Origin of the sequence: Lentzea flava (assembly GCF_014648475.1) — a bacterium.
GTDB classification, from domain to species: Bacteria; Actinomycetota; Actinomycetes; order Mycobacteriales; family Pseudonocardiaceae; genus Lentzea; species Lentzea flava.
On record NZ_BMRE01000099.1, the window covers coordinates 1 to 15,185 of the forward strand.

The 15,185-nt window shown below is 67.4% G+C and carries 19 protein-coding genes and 1 pseudogene; 11 read left to right on the top strand and 9 right to left on the bottom strand.

What is annotated here, in order from left to right:
* Window positions 1–214 (top strand): hypothetical protein (locus IEZ09_RS47190; RefSeq protein ID WP_229813519.1); only part of this gene is annotated, 214 nt, incomplete at its 5' end.
* Window positions 215–303: 89 nt separating this feature from the next.
* On the opposite strand, the gene IEZ09_RS44615 is transcribed toward IEZ09_RS47190, so the two are convergent.
* Window positions 304–546, bottom strand: coding sequence for a hypothetical protein (locus IEZ09_RS44615; RefSeq protein ID WP_189259925.1), 243 nt, complete (start codon window positions 544–546; stop codon window positions 304–306).
* A gap of 517 nt (window positions 547–1,063) precedes the next feature.
* Here IEZ09_RS44615 and IEZ09_RS44620 point away from each other — a divergent pair.
* Window positions 1,064–2,190 (top strand): annotated as a pseudogene (locus IEZ09_RS44620) (IS30 family transposase).
* 57 nt (window positions 2,191–2,247) lie between these two features.
* On the opposite strand, the gene IEZ09_RS44625 reads toward IEZ09_RS44620, so the two are convergent.
* Window positions 2,248–3,342: a class I SAM-dependent methyltransferase gene (locus IEZ09_RS44625; protein ID WP_189259926.1), complete on the bottom strand. Its 1,095-nt coding sequence runs from the start codon at window positions 3,340–3,342 to the stop codon at window positions 2,248–2,250.
* A gap of 254 nt (window positions 3,343–3,596) precedes the next feature.
* Here IEZ09_RS44625 and IEZ09_RS44630 point away from each other — a divergent pair, with 254 nt between their 5' ends.
* Window positions 3,597–4,811: a cytochrome P450 gene (locus IEZ09_RS44630; RefSeq protein WP_189259927.1), complete on the top strand. Its 1,215-nt coding sequence runs from the start codon at window positions 3,597–3,599 to the stop codon at window positions 4,809–4,811.
* 39 nt (window positions 4,812–4,850) lie between these two features.
* Complete coding sequence (locus IEZ09_RS44635; RefSeq protein ID WP_229813520.1) at window positions 4,851–6,629, top strand: non-ribosomal peptide synthetase; 1,779 nt, start codon at window positions 4,851–4,853, stop codon at window positions 6,627–6,629.
* 65 nt (window positions 6,630–6,694) lie between these two features.
* On the opposite strand, the gene IEZ09_RS44640 is transcribed toward IEZ09_RS44635, so the two are convergent.
* From IEZ09_RS44640 to IEZ09_RS47205, 5 genes are all read right to left on the bottom strand, one after another.
* Window positions 6,695–6,841 carry an MbtH family NRPS accessory protein gene (locus tag IEZ09_RS44640; RefSeq protein WP_229813528.1) on the bottom strand — a complete coding sequence of 49 codons (147 nt, stop codon included), beginning with the start codon at window positions 6,839–6,841 and terminating at the stop codon, window positions 6,695–6,697.
* A 97-nt stretch (window positions 6,842–6,938) separates the two neighbouring features.
* The gene (locus tag IEZ09_RS44645) at window positions 6,939–7,445 is read right to left on the bottom strand and encodes a helix-turn-helix domain-containing protein (protein WP_229813521.1); all 507 of its coding nucleotides are present in this window, start codon (window positions 7,443–7,445) and stop codon (window positions 6,939–6,941) included.
* Window positions 7,446–7,775: 330 nt separating this feature from the next.
* Window positions 7,776–8,207 carry a Rossmann-fold NAD(P)-binding domain-containing protein gene (locus IEZ09_RS47195; protein WP_229813522.1) on the bottom strand — a complete coding sequence of 144 codons (432 nt, stop codon included), beginning with the start codon at window positions 8,205–8,207 and terminating at the stop codon, window positions 7,776–7,778.
* Window positions 8,208–8,238: 31 nt separating this feature from the next.
* Window positions 8,239–8,604, bottom strand: coding sequence for an FAD-dependent oxidoreductase (locus IEZ09_RS47200; RefSeq protein WP_229813523.1), 366 nt, complete (start codon window positions 8,602–8,604; stop codon window positions 8,239–8,241).
* Window positions 8,598–8,726, bottom strand: coding sequence for an FAD-dependent oxidoreductase (locus IEZ09_RS47205; protein ID WP_229813524.1), 129 nt, complete (start codon window positions 8,724–8,726; stop codon window positions 8,598–8,600). The genes IEZ09_RS47200 and IEZ09_RS47205 overlap by 7 nt, the downstream gene beginning before the upstream one ends.
* Window positions 8,727–8,902: 176 nt before the next feature.
* On the opposite strand from IEZ09_RS47205, the gene IEZ09_RS44655 reads away from it, so the two are divergent.
* From IEZ09_RS44655 to IEZ09_RS44665, 4 genes are all read left to right on the top strand, one after another.
* Window positions 8,903–9,640, top strand: coding sequence for a thioesterase II family protein (locus IEZ09_RS44655; protein ID WP_189259928.1), 738 nt, complete (start codon window positions 8,903–8,905; stop codon window positions 9,638–9,640).
* 151 nt (window positions 9,641–9,791) lie between these two features.
* Entirely contained in the window at window positions 9,792–10,619 is an 828-nt protein-coding gene (locus IEZ09_RS44660) for an erythromycin esterase family protein (RefSeq protein WP_229813525.1), read from the top strand.
* 109 nt (window positions 10,620–10,728) lie between these two features.
* On the top strand, window positions 10,729–10,863 hold the full coding sequence (locus tag IEZ09_RS47625) for a hypothetical protein (RefSeq protein WP_268247696.1): 135 nt from the start codon (window positions 10,729–10,731) through the stop codon (window positions 10,861–10,863).
* 727 nt (window positions 10,864–11,590) lie between these two features.
* On the top strand, window positions 11,591–11,971 hold the full coding sequence (locus IEZ09_RS44665; protein ID WP_229813526.1) for a winged helix-turn-helix domain-containing protein: 381 nt from the start codon (window positions 11,591–11,593) through the stop codon (window positions 11,969–11,971).
* 180 nt (window positions 11,972–12,151) lie between these two features.
* Here IEZ09_RS44665 and IEZ09_RS44670 read toward each other — a convergent pair whose 3' ends face one another.
* Complete coding sequence (locus IEZ09_RS44670) at window positions 12,152–12,847, bottom strand: tryptophan 2,3-dioxygenase family protein (RefSeq protein ID WP_268247697.1); 696 nt, start codon at window positions 12,845–12,847, stop codon at window positions 12,152–12,154.
* A 378-nt stretch (window positions 12,848–13,225) separates the two neighbouring features.
* Here IEZ09_RS44670 and IEZ09_RS47630 point away from each other — a divergent pair, with 378 nt between their 5' ends.
* The 3 genes from IEZ09_RS47630 to IEZ09_RS48085 all read left to right on the top strand — a co-directional run bounded on the left by IEZ09_RS47630 (window position 13,226) and on the right by IEZ09_RS48085 (window position 14,816).
* Window positions 13,226–13,351 (top strand): hypothetical protein, encoded by a 126-nt coding sequence (locus IEZ09_RS47630; protein WP_268247698.1) that lies wholly within the window; start codon window positions 13,226–13,228, stop codon window positions 13,349–13,351.
* Between the two features lie 335 nt (window positions 13,352–13,686).
* Window positions 13,687–14,505: an AMP-binding enzyme gene (locus IEZ09_RS48080; RefSeq protein WP_368856228.1), complete on the top strand. Its 819-nt coding sequence runs from the start codon at window positions 13,687–13,689 to the stop codon at window positions 14,503–14,505.
* A 140-nt stretch (window positions 14,506–14,645) separates the two neighbouring features.
* The gene (locus IEZ09_RS48085) at window positions 14,646–14,816 is read left to right on the top strand and encodes a Wadjet anti-phage system protein JetD domain-containing protein (RefSeq protein WP_189259931.1); all 171 of its coding nucleotides are present in this window, start codon (window positions 14,646–14,648) and stop codon (window positions 14,814–14,816) included.
* Here IEZ09_RS48085 and IEZ09_RS44685 read toward each other — a convergent pair.
* The coding region (locus tag IEZ09_RS44685; RefSeq protein ID WP_189259932.1) for a transposase family protein at window positions 14,787–15,185 on the bottom strand (399 nt) is incomplete at its 5' end. The two genes, IEZ09_RS48085 and IEZ09_RS44685, sit on opposite strands and share 30 nt — an antisense overlap.

A 15,185-nucleotide genomic window follows, 5' to 3' on the forward strand; every position in this document is an offset into this window, starting at 1 on the left:
TCTCGAAGTCCATCGCAACCCCTCAACTGAGGTGTTGCGACGACCACTAGAACCCAAGCTGGTCCGCGGGGGCCGAAGGTGTTCGATCACCGCACGCCCATACGGCGGCGACCCGCGGAAGTACCTGGTGCACGTCTGCGTCGACGGCACCGCCGCGTCCGTCGCCGCGTTGGTCGAGGTGATCACCACCGAAGCCCGCGCAACCGGCTTGTAATCAAGTATCTCGCACACCGGCACCACCGAGGCCGCAGTGCTCGTGGAGCGCGGCTACGCGGGTGATCCCGACGTCCGGGACACGATTTTTCAAGCCAAGACGGGACATTCGCCCGACGAAGTGGACGAGAAGACCGGCCTGGTGTCGTTCCTGCCGCTGATCCCGTTCAACGGCAAGGCGGTCGCGCTGGCCGACCGCCTGCAGCGCGAGGTCTCCGAACAAACCGGGGTGCGCGCGGACACGACGCTGACGTGCTCGACCAGGAGGCCGTCGAGAGCGTCATCGGGCTGCGGTTCGGCCGTGACGACGAAGCGGGCGTGGCGGCGGCACATCGTGCGCTCGACCTGCTGTACGAACGGTTCACCGCGGCGGGTTCCTCCCCTACCGGCTGGACGTCGACCATGCGGACTGGCGCGAACGGCTGCAGGTCGACGCCTCCGCGACTGCGCTCAGCCGGCGGCTCAAGGACTTCCTCGACCCGGCGGGACGATTCGTGCAGGGCCGCTACCACTGAGGCCGGACCTGCGACAGGGCGATGCGGCCAGCCCGATGCGCGACCGTCTCCTCCCAGCCGACCCGAACTGTGCCCCCGCCCGTCGGGCAAGCGACCTGCGGCCGTCCCCGCCCAACGACGCGCCAAATCCGCCGGGCAACCCAACCCGCAGCCGTCCGCTCGAACCAACCCCGAACAGCGACACCCCCGCTCAACCCTTGGGTTCTAGGGGGTCGTCGCAACACCCCAGTTCAGGGGTTGCGATGGAGTTCGAGATCCGGGACCGGTCGGTCGTTGAGCTCGGTCGTCGTTTGACGCGCGAGCGCGAGGTTTACGTTGCGCTCGGGGGTCAGGGTGTGAGCAGTCGGGAAGCATGCAGGATCGTTGGGATCAACGTCCGGACTGGCAAGCGCTGGCGCAACGGCACTAACCCGGCAGCCGGCCGGAAAGGGGGCGCCGCCGATCACTTCGGCGGCGTCTTCCGTTGTGCGGGGCCGGTATCTCAACGAGGACGAACGCATCGTCATCGCCGACCGGCGTCGTGCGGGCGCGACTTTGCAGCAGATCGCCGCCGAGCTGGGCCGTCACCGGTCGACGATCAGCCGGGAGCTGCGGAACAACGCGCACCCGGTGTCCGGGGACTATCGGCCGCACGCCGCCCATGCCCAGGCCCAAGCCCGCCGGCCGCGGCCGAAGACCGGCAAGATCCCCGCGAATCCCGGGTTGCGTCAGGTCATCCAGGACGGTCTGCACCTGAGGTGGAGCCCTGAGCAGATCGTGCGACGCCTGCGCCGCGACTTCTCAGACCAGCCGGAGCTGCACGTGGCCCACGAGACGATCTACCAGGCCCTCTATGTCCAGGGACGCGGTGAGCTGCGCCGCGAGCTCGCGGCGGCGCTGCGCACCGGACGGGCGATGCGCCGCCCGCACCGCCAGGCCCAGCAGCGCACCCCGCGGATGGCCACACCGATGGTCATGATCAGCGAACGTCCTGCCGAGGCCGACGACCGCGCGGTCCCCGGACACTGGGAAGGCGACCTGATCATCGGCAAGGACAAGAAGTCCACCATCGGCACGCTGGTCGAACGCGCCACCCGCTACGTCCTGCTCGTGCACCTGCCCAACGGACGCTCAGCGGACGTCGTCCGCGACACGTTGATCGACACCATGAGCAGCCTGCCGGAGCATCTGCGTAGATCTTTGACCTGGGACCAAGGCGGCGAGATGGCCGGGCACGGCGCTTTCACCGCCACAGGCATCCCCGTCTACTTCTGCGACCCCCACTCACCCTGGCAGCGGGGAAGCAACGAGAACACCAACAGCCTGCTACGCCAATACTTCCCGAAAGGCAACAGACATCTCCGTCCACAACCGCGAACACTTCGACGCCGCCGCCGTCCAGCTCAACGGCCGCCCACGCAAAACGCTCGGCTGGGACACCCCAGCCGAGCGCCTCGCTAAGCTCCTGGCCGACGCCACCTAACCACTCGTGTTGCGACGATCCCTAGAAACCACCGGGCGGGGGCTGTCGCTGTTCAGCTCACGACTGCGGTGCGGTGATCTCGTAGAACGCGAACCGGAACTCGACGTTCGGCTGGTAGTAGACCCGTTCGCAGGTCAGCCCGGCGGCCTCGATGACGTCCAGCCAGGCGTCGCGATCACGCGGGAACCCCTGCTTGCTCAGCACGTGCATCAGGTAGTACTCGGCGTCGTCCTTGTCGATGTGCAGATCCGATTCCCCGAGCAGGAGCACCCTGTCCGGCCTCTGCGCAAGCAACTTGCGATACCGCAACAGGTGATCGACCACCGCCTGCCTGCCCTTGCGGAACTCCTCGTGCAGCGCACCGACGGCGAGGTAGAAGTCGCAGTCAGCGGCCTCGGCCGGCCAAGAGTCCGACGCGAAGGCATCACCGACCACGAAGGACACGCGGTCCGCCAGGTTCCGCTCGGCGACGCGCTTCGAGGCGAGCCGCATTGCGTCCGGCTCGATGTCGATGCCGACCGCGCGGAACTTCGGGTCAGCCTCGGCCATGTGCAACAGCAGGCCGCCCGAGCCGCATCCCATGTCCAGCACCGAGTGCGCGCCGCGTTGACGCATGAGGTCGCGCAGCAGGTTGGACAGGAAGCTGATGGTCATCAGTTCACACCGGCGGCCGAGGGACTCACCGTCGCGCACCACGTCGGTGCCGTAGTCGACGGCCCCCGTGAGCAGGCCGCCGATGTTGGCTAGCACCGAACCGTAGGACTCGACGTAGTAGCCGAGCAGCGCCATCGAGACATCGGCGAGCTGCACCGCCCCTTGGGAGGTCAGCCGCCACTGGCCTCCGTCCGGCGTACCGGAGCTGAGCTCCGCACCGTCCCAACTCACGTCGCGGGACTCCACGACGCCGTGGATCTCCAGGTACCGCAACGTGTTGCGGACGAGGTGCGGCAGCGCACCGTCCGGCACCACGTCCGCGAACGGGGTCCACTGCTCGCTGAGCCGCTCGGCGACACCGGCACGGGCCATGCCGACCAACGTGCTGGCGAGCACGTACTGCGCCGCGAGATCGCGCACGCCGGCCTCGGCGATAGGACGCCACACGCGCTGCACGTCGGGGTCGTTGATCTCGACTGGTTCTGCCTGCTTGGACACTTTCACTCCCAGCGTCGCCTCGTCGCCTCGTCGCCTCGTTGCCGAGGTGGGCCCTGCCCGTCCATCGTGAGGTTCCGCGTCGTTCCCCAGTCCGTGCCTGAAAGATGTCGGCAAGAACGACTCCGGGTGGATCTCATTCCGACAGAACTGCGCCAGATGCGCCCCCTTCCGCGCCCTTGTTTGTGACGGTGCGACCGCGCGTACGGCTCGCCACGCTGCCGTGTCCGCGGATTGCCGGAAGGAAGGTCATGTCGATGAGCCCGTTCACGGCCAGCATCACCTCACTCGACCTCGCCGACCCGGCGACGTTCGTGCGCAACGACCCGCACGCGTTCTGGGCGGAGCTGCGCGACCGCGACCCCGTCTTCTGGCACCAGGGCACCGAGAACCGCCCCGGCTTCTGGGTGGTCTCGCGGTACGCCGACGTCGTCACCTGCTACACCGACGCGGCGAGGCTCAGCTCGGCACGCGGCACCGTGCTGGACGTGTTGCTGCACGGCAACGACTCCGCGGGCGGCAGGATGCTCGCGGTCACCGACCGGCCGCGGCATCGGAGCTTGCGCAACGTCATGCTGCGCGCGTTCTCCCCCCGAGTGCTCGGTGACGTCGCCGAGCAGGTCGACCGCCGGGCGCGGGAACTCATCAAGCAGGTCACGCGGACCGGGACCTTCGACTTCGCCACCGAGGTCGCCGAGCACATCCCGATGGGCACGATCTGCGACCTGTTGTCGATCCCGCCTGCCGATCGGCCGAACCTGTTGCGGTGGAACAAGAAGGCCCTGTCGTCCGATGAGGCCGACGCCGACCCGTTCACCGCGCTGGAGGCCCGCAACGAGATCCTGCTCTACTTCACCGGCCTGGCCGCGGAACGCCATGCGCGTCCTGGCAACGACGTGGTAAGCATGATCGCCACTGCCACCGTCGACGGCGAGCAGCTGTCCGTCGAGGATGTCGCGCTCAACTGCTACAGCCTGATCATCGGCGGCGACGAGTCCTCACGGGTGTCGGCGATCTGCGCGGTGAAGGCATTCGCGGACTTCCCCGACCAGTGGCGTGCCGTGCGCGACGGAGACGTCCCGGTCGACTCCGCGGTCGAGGAGGTGCTGCGGTGGGCCACGCCCGCTCTGCACTTCGCTCGCACCGCCACTGAGGACCTGGAGCTGGGCGGCAGGCGAGTGCGGGCGGGCGACATCGTGTCCCTGTGGAACATCTCCGCCAACTTCGACGAGCGCCATTTCGATCTGCCGCTCGCGTTCCGGGTGTCCCGCGACCCGAACAGGCACGTGTCGTTCGGCCACGGCCCCCACTTCTGCCTCGGTGCCCACCTGGGGCGGGCCGAGCTGCGGGCGCTGCTCACCGCATTGGTGGAGACGGTGTCGCACATCGAACTGGCGGGGCCACCCCAGCGCATCTACTCGAACTTCCTCAACGGCTTCAGCAGCCTGCCGGTCACGTTCACCGGCCGTTGAGCCCTGTCGCATCCCTTATCGAAAGTACGGAGTGAGCTGGTGCCCACCGTTCCGAAACTGTTCGAGTCCACTGTGGACCTGATGGGCGACGCGCCCGCCGTGGTGTTCGGCGACCAGGTCGTGACCTACACCGAACTCAACTCCCGCGCCAACCGGTTGGCGCGGGTGCTTCTCGAGCGCGGGGTCGGCCCGGACACCGCGGTGGCGGTGGCGTTGCCGAAGTGCGACGAGCTGGTGGTCGTGCTGCTGGCGGTGCTCAAGGCCGGCGGCGCCTACCTGCCGCTGGACCCGCAGTACCCCGCCAAACGCCTGGCGCACATGGTCGAGGATGCGCGACCGGTGCTGCTGGTCCGATCGGTGCAGGTGTCGCTCGACCTCGCGGCGCTGGTTCCCGAGCTGGTGGTCGACGACCCCGGTGTGCGACGAGAGGTGGCGGCACAACCGGACCACAACCTGACCGATGCGTGCCGCAACGCTCCCCTGCTGCCACAGCACCTGATGTACGTCATCTACACCTCGGGGTCGACCGGGAGCCCGAAGGGCGTCGCCGTGACGCACACCGGTGTCGCCGACGTCGTGGCCGCCCAGGCCGCTTCCATCGCGCCCAGGCCGGGCGACCGCGTGCTCCAGTGGGCGTCCATCAGCTTCGACGCGGCGTTCTGGGACTGGTCCGCGGCCCTGCTGTCCGGAGCCACGCTGGTGGTCGCACCGGCAGAGGAACTGCTGCCGGGCGAACCGTTGCGCGACACGTTGCGCCGCCATGCGGTCACCCACGCGGTGCTGCCGCCCGTCGCGTTGAGCGTCACCGACCCGGACGACGTTCTGGTCGGAGGAACCGTGATGTCCACCGGCGACGCCTGTACGCGCGCGCTGGTGGCGAAGTGGGCGCCGGGACGGCGCATGTTCAACGGCTACGGGCCGACCGAGACCACCATCGGGTCCACTGTGGCCGGTCCTATCACGGCCGCTGACGAGATCACCATCGGCACGCCGTGGCAGGGCAACAGCGTGCACGTCCTCGACGAACGCCTGCGTCCCGTCCCGGACGGCCGCGACGGCGAGCTTTACCTGGCGGGCAACGGCCTGGCTCGCGGCTACCTGAACAGGCCGGGACTGACGGCTTCGCGGTTCGTCCCCAACCCGTTCGGCGAACCGGGTAGCCGGCTGTACCGCTCCGGCGACCGCGGTCACCGCCGCGCGGATGGGCAGTTCGTGTATTCGAGCCGGAACGACGACCAGGTGAAGATCCGCGGTTTCCGCGTCGAGCTGGGCGAGGTCGAGGCACGGCTGGTGGCCCACCCCGCAGTGGACGTCGCCGCTGTCGTGGTGATCGGCGACCTCGCGGGCGCTCGTCTGTCCGCCTTCGTCAGCGTTGTCAGCGGTGCGGAGGTGTCCGCTGCCGAACTGCGTGCGCACGCGGCGGAAACCCTGCCCGAGCACATGGTGCCGTCATCGATCCACGTGTTGCCACAGCTCCCGGTCACCGCCAACGGCAAGATCGATCGTGCGGCGTTGCGCAGTCTCGTCGAGAACGCGGCACTCAACGACGAGACATCCGTCGAGGACGAGGCGAATGACGACCCGGCTTCAGTGGAAAGCAAGCTCTACCTGATGGTCCGGGAGATCCTCGCGGTGCCGGAGGCCAAGGCGAGCGACAACTTCTTCTCCCTCGGCGGTCAGTCGATGCTGGCGACCCGGCTCGCCGGACGGCTCCGCGACGAGCTGGGCGTCACCGTGCCGATTAGGGCGGTGTTCGAGTCGGCGACGCTGTCCGAGCTCGCCGCCGTCGTGCGGGCGTCCTGCGAGTCGGTGAGCTGACCAGTGCACAGTTCCGGCCGGGAGCGTCCACCGCTCCCGGCCGGAGTTGTCCGTGCACCGGGGTTTCAGGCCGCGTCGGTCAACCGGTTGCGCACGCTGAGCGGACGCACGCCGGTCCAGACCCGCTCGATGTGGTCGAGGCAGGCTTCGCCGCTGCCGCTGGTCCCCTCCACCCGCCGGCCCGCGGGCAACGCCTCGTCGGCACGCCAGATCGAGTACTACTCCTCGTCGTTGAGCACCACGAGGTACTCGCGGAACTCCTCGTTGTCGGCCATGACTCCGTCCTCCGTTTCCGCCAGGTGTGCGCCGTCAGTCAGACGAGGTGTGGTCGAGCAGGTAGCCCCGCCCCCACACCGTCCGGATCGACAGACCGATCGGCAGGAGCCTGCGACGCAGCCGCATGATGTGCAGGTCGAGCGAGTTCCGGTTGAGAGCACGTCTCCGGTGGGCGAAGCGCTGCATGAACTCGACGCGGTACACGACCTTGCCGAAGCGCTCGACGAGCAGCCTCATCAGTTCCGCCTGGGTGCTGGAGATGGTGACGGAGTGAGGGCCGAAGGTCAGGGTTCCGGTGGAGTCGATCGCCGGCGCCCTGCGGCTGTTAAAGCGGTTCTGCAGGGCGCGGACCCTCGTCTGCAGGTCATCGGACGACACGGGAGGCCGCACCCAGTCCTCGACCGGGTCGTTGCTGATCGGCGGCAGCGCACCTCCCTCGACGACGAGGAGTCTCGGCACCCCGTCCTGCCTGCAGCGGCTTCTCAGCGCGGCCTGCACGGGCCATCGGACGAAGATGACGTCGGAGTTCTGAACACTCACCGACAACTCCTTCCCCCAACAAACGTGCGAGTGCTGCTTTTCTGCACGCTCCAGCCCGGATCCTGCGCGTCATTGCGGACGCACGTGTTTCCGCGCTCGTGAGGCAGTCAGCAGGAGGATGCACCGGCCTTCCCGCCCACCCCTTGCCACGCGGTCAAATATATGACAACACGCAACCAGGGCAAGGGGTCGTGCGATAAATGTGAAAGAAATTGGACAGAGCGGTCCCGGACGTGTACGTCTCCGACGGCTCAGCTGTTCTGGCACTGGATGCTGCGCTGGGCGAGGCTGCGCATGGCGGGCAGGTCATCGTCCGGGTCATCACGGTGTTCATCCAACGTGTAAGCAGCTCGGCGGCGCGTAGTAGTACGTGCCGCACGCGGCCATCGCCTGCCGTTTGGCGACCTCGGGCCGCAGTCCGGCCCCCCATTCGGCCACGCCGGCAGGGGTGTCGTCGCCGTGCTTCCGCAGCGCCGCACCCAGCTGGTCGCCGCCAGCGAGTGCCAGTGACGCTCCGTGTCCCGCGAAGAGCGTGACGCACCAAGCCGGGTCCTGCTCGAGCGAGCGGAGCGCGTCGGGCACCCCTGCCGCCAGGTCTCCGAAGGCGACCGTCAACGCGGCCACCGGACCCTTCTCCAGTTCCCCGGACCGGTAGGTGAAGAAGTCCGACGACCGCCCAGGACCGATGAAGCTCACGGCGGACCGCTCAGGGACGACCGCGATCGGATGAGCGAGTGCCACCGCCGACACCACGTACGGCATGTCGACCCTGGTGACCAGAGCCGAACACCTGCTAGCGGGTCGTCGAGTGCACACCGTCGGCGCCGACGAGCAGGTCGGCGATCTCCGTGGTGCCGTCGCTGAGCGTGACCTTCACCTGCTCGTCGTCCTGCTCGATGCCGGTGGCGGTGGTGCCGAAGCGGAACTCCGCGTGGTCGCGCGCGGCCTCGTACAGCGCCGTCTCCAGGTCCTGCCAGAACAACGCCATGGTGCGGAGCCCATCGCGGCTTCGGCGAAGTCGGCCGGCATGGTGAGCTTCGGCCTGCCGTCCTCCCGGAACCAGCACACTGGTGAACACGCCCAGCGCCTGATTGGACAGGGCAGGTACCAGCCCGAGCCGCTCGGCGGCGCTGAAGCCGGAGCCCAGCAGGCTCAGCATGTAGCCGCTGCTGCACCGGCCGGAGAGCGCTCCAGCATGAGCACGTCCCAGCCGTCCATTCCAAGCCGGAGCGCCCTGGCAAGACCGGCGATGCCCGAGCCGACAATCACCGCGCGTTTCATCCTCACTCCCCTGACGAAGAACTCGGCGCCGCCGTTCGGTCGCCACGTCGAGTTGTGGTGACGCGGTCGCAAGGGCCACCGAGGTCTTACCGATGTCTTTCGCGAACCGCGAAGTTTCAGTCCGCAGCACAAAGATGAACTAAAAGCGCGCAGAGGAAGGCAGAAGGATGAGCCGGATGGGGCGACAGGGCTGGCTGCGAACACTGGCTACGTCAACGGCACCCGCAGTCCACCTGGTGTGCTTCCCGCACTCCGGGGGCTCGGCGAACGCGTTCCGAGACTGGACGACCGCCATGCCGCCCGAGGTTGAGCTCGTGGCGGTCCAGTACCCTGGACGCGGCGACCGGCTCGGTGAGGAGCTCGTGGACGACGTGGCCGCACTGGCCGGTCACGCGGTGAGAGAGCTGCTCTCCCTGCCCTCCAGCGAGTTCGTGCTGTTCGGGCACAGTCTCGGCGCGATGGTGGCCTACGAGACCGCCGTGCTCCTGCGAGACATGGGTCAGGAGCCGGTGCGGCTGCACGTCTCCTCCTGTCTTCCGCCCGGCGACATGATGAACCGGGACTTGCACCTGGCACCGGACAACGAGTTCTGGGCGGTGCTGTGCGAGCTGGGTGGCATCGACCAGGGGATCGCCGAGAACGCGGAGCTGCGCAACATTTTGGCTCCGGCGCTGCGCTCCGACCTCCGGGCGCACGCAACCTACCGGCCGAGTGCCGAGACCAAGCCGCTGGCCTGCCCGGTGAGCTGCTACCACGGCCAGGGCGACCCGCTGGTGGACGAGGCGCGGCTGCCCGAGTGGGCGACGGTAACCACAGGTGGCTTCCGGCTGCGGGTGCGACCGGGCGGGCACTTCCACGTGACCACCGACGTCGCCGCGCTGGTCGGGGAGGTGCTGGACCACGAATCCGACTGAAGATCATCACCGATACGTTGGGAATCATGACTTCCGCCATCAGGGACTCGGTCCGGGCCGTCGACGCCACCGGAGTGCCGGGGCTGCTGCGGACCCGGCCGCGGCTGCTCGGCCTGGGTGAGCCGGACCACGGCGAGGACGTACTGCTCGGTTGCGCAACGAGCTCTTCCGCCAGCTCGTCGAACATGAGCACTTCCCGACGATCGCGATCGGGAGCGATTGCCTGGTGGTAGATGACTACGTCACCTTGGGTGCGGGCACGCTCGACGAGGTGATGGAGCGCGGCTTCAGCCACGTGTGGTTCAACGCGTCCGAGGGCAACGCGAGTTGCTCCGCTGGATGCGCCAGTACAACGACGACAAGCCTGCGGAGGAGCGGGTGCGCTTCGCCGGGCTCGAGGTCCCACTGGCGAACTCCGGCGCCGCCGGCCCGCGGCAGGCCCTCGCCGCACTCCACCCACCGGTTCCTCGCCGCACGCCTCGACGCGGATCTGCTGCCGTGCACCGAGAAGACGCTCGACTGTCTGATCGGCGTCGACGACCGGCGGTCCGATCCCGCCGCACTGATGGACCCGTCGAAGTCGGTGGGACGGGCACCTGAGGCCGGCCGGCTGCGGCAGCTCGCGGGCGACCTCGCGGCGTTGTTCGACGCCAGGAGGCAGGACCTGGTCGCGACGTCCACGCCGGACGAGTGGGACAGGGCACGGCTGTACCGCCGGGCCACCGTCGGGGTGCTGGAGTACCACTTCTGGCTGGCCGACACGGCACCGGACCGCGTGCGACGCCTGCTGAGCCTGCGGGAGTCGATAATGGCCGAGAACCTGCTCGCCCTGGCCGAACATAGACCGACACTGGCGAAGGGCCACAACGGTCGTCTGCAGCGGGTCACCAGCTCGATGAGCACGGGCGATCGGCTGGCGGAGTGGCCGAGTGCCGACATGATCGTCAGCGATCGACTGGGCGTGGATACGTACTGTTGACCACGGCCGTCGTTACGCTGCGGCGCCACGCGTCGGCGCCCCGCCCTCTGACACCGTCGAAGAGGTCCTGCACGAGGTCCGGCGGGACACCTGCGTCGTCGACGCACGGATGCTGGCCGCCGTCGTCGAAAATCTGTCGCTCGTGCACCGCGAGTCGTCCTCGTACCGCTACACGCCTCTGTCACCCGTCAACATCGCGACCAACGACGCGATCATCTACCTGAGGCACGCTGCGCCGAACTGACGCGAACGCGGCCTGACCAGGCCACTCTCTCCCGCGCGGCACGCAGCGGGTACCTCCTGTCCGGTATGTCGATGCGGATCGCGCAGTGCCGCGGCGACCGTTGTTCTTTCCCATCAAGTTCTGCCAAGAGATGGCGTTTCTGCCCAACTTCTTTCAGCACGTTGGTCACCCCCGCCAGAGTGACCACTATGGGGTGGACGAGGGTTCCGGATGACCTCGTCGCCACTACGCGGAAGGGGTGCGGTGCGAGTGAGCCGACGACACCGCGAAGCACGGCTCCTCGCACCGCGGGCCACCATGCTCGCCACACCGGGGGGGCACGCTCTCGAACAGATCGACCAGCCAATTGTTGTAAGAACACAGTCGTGCCGTCGTGTGGATACAGTGGGGTATCCCCCGAGCTCGACGGCGTGCAGCGGTCGCGAAAGACGGGCGAGCCGGCAACGCCACAAAGAATGTGCGCCTGACCTCGCCCGTAAACTGCCGACCGGTGAACAAAAACCGAGAGGAACGCATGAACATCGATCCGTTCGCCAACGGCAACAGAGACGAGTTGACAGCCCAGGCAGCAGATCTCGTAGCCGTGCACGGGGGAGGAACACTAGTGGGGGTTCGCAACAGCGACGTCATCTTCGTCAGGTGGCCCGCGCAGGCAGATCTGAGAAGCCGCTGCCAAAGTGAGGGAATACCTCGACTACTTGTCGTGGAGGGAGGCGCGGTGCCTCCGGTGAGCAACGACCCGACTGAGGACTGGGTACGGCCTCCGATCTCGAAAGACGATCTGGAAGCACGTGTCAAGGCCTTGCAAAACCGGTTCTACAGCCGCCAGGTGCCGATTCTTGACTCGTCGGGAACCCTGAGTTACCGAAGTCGCTCCATCACCATTTCGACCACTCAGACAGAACTGATGACCCTTTTGGTCGAACGTTTCGGCGAAGTGGTGTACCGCAACGAGTTGACCCGTTGCCTGGCCGCGCGGGTACCAGCGCTGACCAGGAACTCGCTCGACCTGCACATCATGCGGTTGCGCAGGAAGCTGCTTCCCATCGCCCTGGCCATCCGGACGGTGTGGGGCAAGGGCTACATGCTGCAGGCCGCCGACTACTGACCGAGCCGGCGGAGAGGTGCCGGTCGCGGGACGGGTTCCGGAGGTGGGTGCGATCCGGGCCGAACGGGCGGACCCGCAGCGATCGATGATCAGCCTGGGTGGTGAACGAACGAACGAACATTCGTTCGTTCACCACCCAGGCTGCATTTCACCTGGTAGGCGAGGAGATCCCGGCAGCGCCTATCTCTCGAGCGACTGGCCTCGCACCCGGCGCAGCGTCGGGAACGGCAGGGTGACCCGGCGGGCCAGGAAGTCAACGCCGCTCGTGCCGCCGGTTCCCTCGTTGCTCCCGACCATCTTCGAGGTCAGCGCCAGGTGGGCCACCTTCCAATGCCAGTACCCGTTGCCGATCTCCAGCAACGCCTCGGCGACGCGGTGCAGCACGCCGGCGCCTACGCCCTGCTTGCACAGGTCCTCGATGGACATGCCGTGATATTCCACGGCCGCCTCGAACACCTTGTACAGGCTTGAGGGACTCTCATCGTCGCCGAGTAACCGCGACATCTGCCGGAACTGCGCGGACTGGACCCCGCTCGCAGTTCCCAGGTACGGCCGGAACTCGGCGAAGTACCGGATCGGCAGTTTCTCCAGCACGAGCAGCTGGCCGTGCAGCAGCCGGAGGATCTCCCCCGTTCGCAGCAGGAACTCGATGCTCTGCTCGAGGTCGCCGACATCGCACGGCGGCAGCAACGCCTCCGCCGCACAGGTGAGGTCAGCCCCGATTTGTTTCAGCCACAGCTCGCAGGACTGGTGGGCGATGATGAAGAACTGTTCGGCCAGCACCACGGCCCGGTTGGCCGTCGGGGGTATCCGCGTTTCCTGCAACGAAAGCAGGGTCTCCATCCGCAGATAGTCCGCATAGGTCAGAGTGCCCAAGCTGCAGCTCCCTCGCTGATGAGCGCACCAGTAAATTGATCACTTCACCAAGGCACGCGTGCTGAATCACCCCCTTGGCCCTCGCGTCGACAAAGTGCCGACGAAGTCCGGTCATCCGCAGCGGAAGCATGACATGGCGGCGCGAGCGGCAATCCGCGATCTTTCGTCTCTCTTACACGGAACCTGTTTTCAGACCTTGCCGGACGGCCCGCGCCAGCTGAGTGCTCGGCAGGTCGTGACCTCCAGACTCCAGCGGCACGACCTGGAACGGCCCAGTGGTGAACGCCAGCCACGCGTCGATGACATCTTCGGCGTGCTCGCCGCCGGCGCCTGCGTGCGGCTCGCGTCGGAGGAGGAAGTCGCCGGCCGGACGTTCTGGTGGACCTGCTCGAGCAGGAGGACATCACCATCTGGGACCCGGCTCCCGCGGCGCTGGCCATGGTGATGCCGTTCGCCCAGGTCCTTGAACCGCGGGCCGCGACACGCTCCGCCTGGTCCTGCTGAGCGGCGACTGGATCCCGGTGCAGCTGCCCGACCAGATCCGGGCCGTGTTCCCCTGCGCCCAGGTCGTCGGGCTCGGTGGCGCCACGGAGTGCACGGTCTGGTCGAACCACTACCCGGTGGGCGAGGTCGATCTCTCCTGGCGGAGCATTCCGTACGGGAACCGATGCAGACGCCCGTTACTACGTGCTCGACAGCGACCTGCGGCCCTGCCCCGTGGGTGAGAAAGGCGATCTGTACATCTCCGGCGAGTGCGTAATCGGGGGTACGCCGCCGCCAGCCTCCTCACCGCGGTCAAATTCCGGCCCGACCCGTGGGCCGAACGTCCTGGGGAGCGGATGTACCACAACGGAGACCGCGTCCGCTGGCTGCCGAATGGGAACGTCGAGTTCCTGGGACGCCTGGACGACCAGGTCAAGGTGAACGGCTACCGGATCGAGCTGGACGAGGTGCAGAGCGCGCTGCTGCAGTGCCCCGGCATCCGGGCCGCCGCGGTGGTGGCGCCCTCGGGGCCCCGCGGACGGACGCTGGCCGCCTTCTACGTCCCGACGGCAGGACCGTTGGCCAAAGCGGAAATCGCCGGCGCCCTCCAGACGATCCTGCCGTCGTACATGGTCCCACGCACATCGTCGCACTCGACGAGGTGCCGCCGACGGACTCGGGCAAGGTCGACCGTGCCTCCCTCCTGCGCAGGCTCTCGTGAACCCAACCTCCGATCGGAAAGGCATGGCGATGAACCCCAGCACCGCAAGGATCTCGCGGCGCGGTCTGCTGATCGCCGCGGCGGGCGTGGTCGGAACCGGCGGCGTCCCAGGCCTGGCTCACGCCGCCCCTTCGCGCGGTACCCAGCAGGGATTTCACGACGTCGGGTCGCTCGCCGGTCGCGGCACAGCGAGCGAGGGCGCCGACATCAACGACCGCAGCGACATCGTGGGTGTGACCGCATTGCCCGGCACCGGGGTGAGCCACGCGTTCATCATGAACCCACGTTTCCAGGGCGGCCAGCTGTTCGACCTCATGCCGTCCGCGCCGCGCAGGCAAAGCCGGCGTACAGCAGAAATCGAACTCGATCGCCAAATAGAACAGCACGAGAAGGATCGTCAGGCACACGAGGCGTCTGTGCTCGCGACGGTCAGGGCATACCGAAATATCGATGAGCGCACAGCTCGAGAGATCGATGAGACGATCGACAGTTTTCCGCACTGCTGGCCATTCACGATCAACTTGCCACAGATGCCTACCTCGCGCCAAGCAGAAATGACTCGAGAAACCGATCCTAAAGACCAGCAGTCTCTAGGTGAACTTCGGCACATTCGAGCCCCCCTTAGAGGAGATCGCGGACCTATCGCTAAATGCGCGGCACGTACTCATCATCGAGAACAAGCAGTCTGCCCTCCCAATTCCCAACTGGCCCGGTGTAGTCATCATTGAGCCATTTTCATCCTGCGGTGATCTCGTAGTTCTGTAGGACGTGGATGGCTTTGGCCAGTCGGCCGGCGCGACGGGGGCAGCAGCGGAGTTTGCGCAGGATGCACCAGGTCTTGAGCTGGGCGTTGGCACGTTCACCGGGTGCACGCAGCCGGGCGTGGGCCCGGTTGGCGTCCTTCTGCGATTCGGGCTTGTTGCGGCCCTTGCAGGGGGTGATCACGTGGCCTGTCGTGTCGTAGCCGTGGTAGCCCTTGTCTCCCAAGGCGATCAGGCCGGTCTCGCGCAGGGCGGCGAGGATGTTCCAGATCCGGGCCGCGGCGGTGTCGTGGGTGCTGCCGGGCAGGTCACCAGACACCCACAGGATCGTGCCGTCCGGTGAGGCGATCACCTGCAGGTTCATCCCGTGCAT

Excerpts from the sequence above, each read along its gene's own strand:
- IEZ09_RS47195 (WP_229813522.1), bottom strand. The coding sequence starts at position 8,207 with ATGCCGTACGTGGTGTCGGCGGTGGCACTCGCTCATCCGATCGCGGTC.
- IEZ09_RS44655 (WP_189259928.1), top strand. The coding sequence starts at position 8,903 with ATGGGGCGACAGGGCTGGCTGCGAACACTGGCTACGTCAACGGCACCC.
- IEZ09_RS44630 (WP_189259927.1), top strand. The coding sequence starts at position 3,597 with ATGAGCCCGTTCACGGCCAGCATCACCTCACTCGACCTCGCCGACCCG.
- IEZ09_RS47200 (WP_229813523.1), bottom strand. The coding sequence starts at position 8,604 with ATGCTGAGCCTGCTGGGCTCCGGCTTCAGCGCCGCCGAGCGGCTCGGG.
- IEZ09_RS48080 (WP_368856228.1), top strand. The coding sequence starts at position 13,687 with ATGTACCACAACGGAGACCGCGTCCGCTGGCTGCCGAATGGGAACGTC.
- IEZ09_RS44615 (WP_189259925.1), bottom strand. The coding sequence starts at position 546 with ATGTGCCGCCGCCACGCCCGCTTCGTCGTCACGGCCGAACCGCAGCCC.
- IEZ09_RS47625 (WP_268247696.1), top strand. The coding sequence starts at position 10,729 with ATGCTGGCCGCCGTCGTCGAAAATCTGTCGCTCGTGCACCGCGAGTCG.
- IEZ09_RS47205 (WP_229813524.1), bottom strand. The coding sequence starts at position 8,726 with ATGAAACGCGCGGTGATTGTCGGCTCGGGCATCGCCGGTCTTGCCAGG.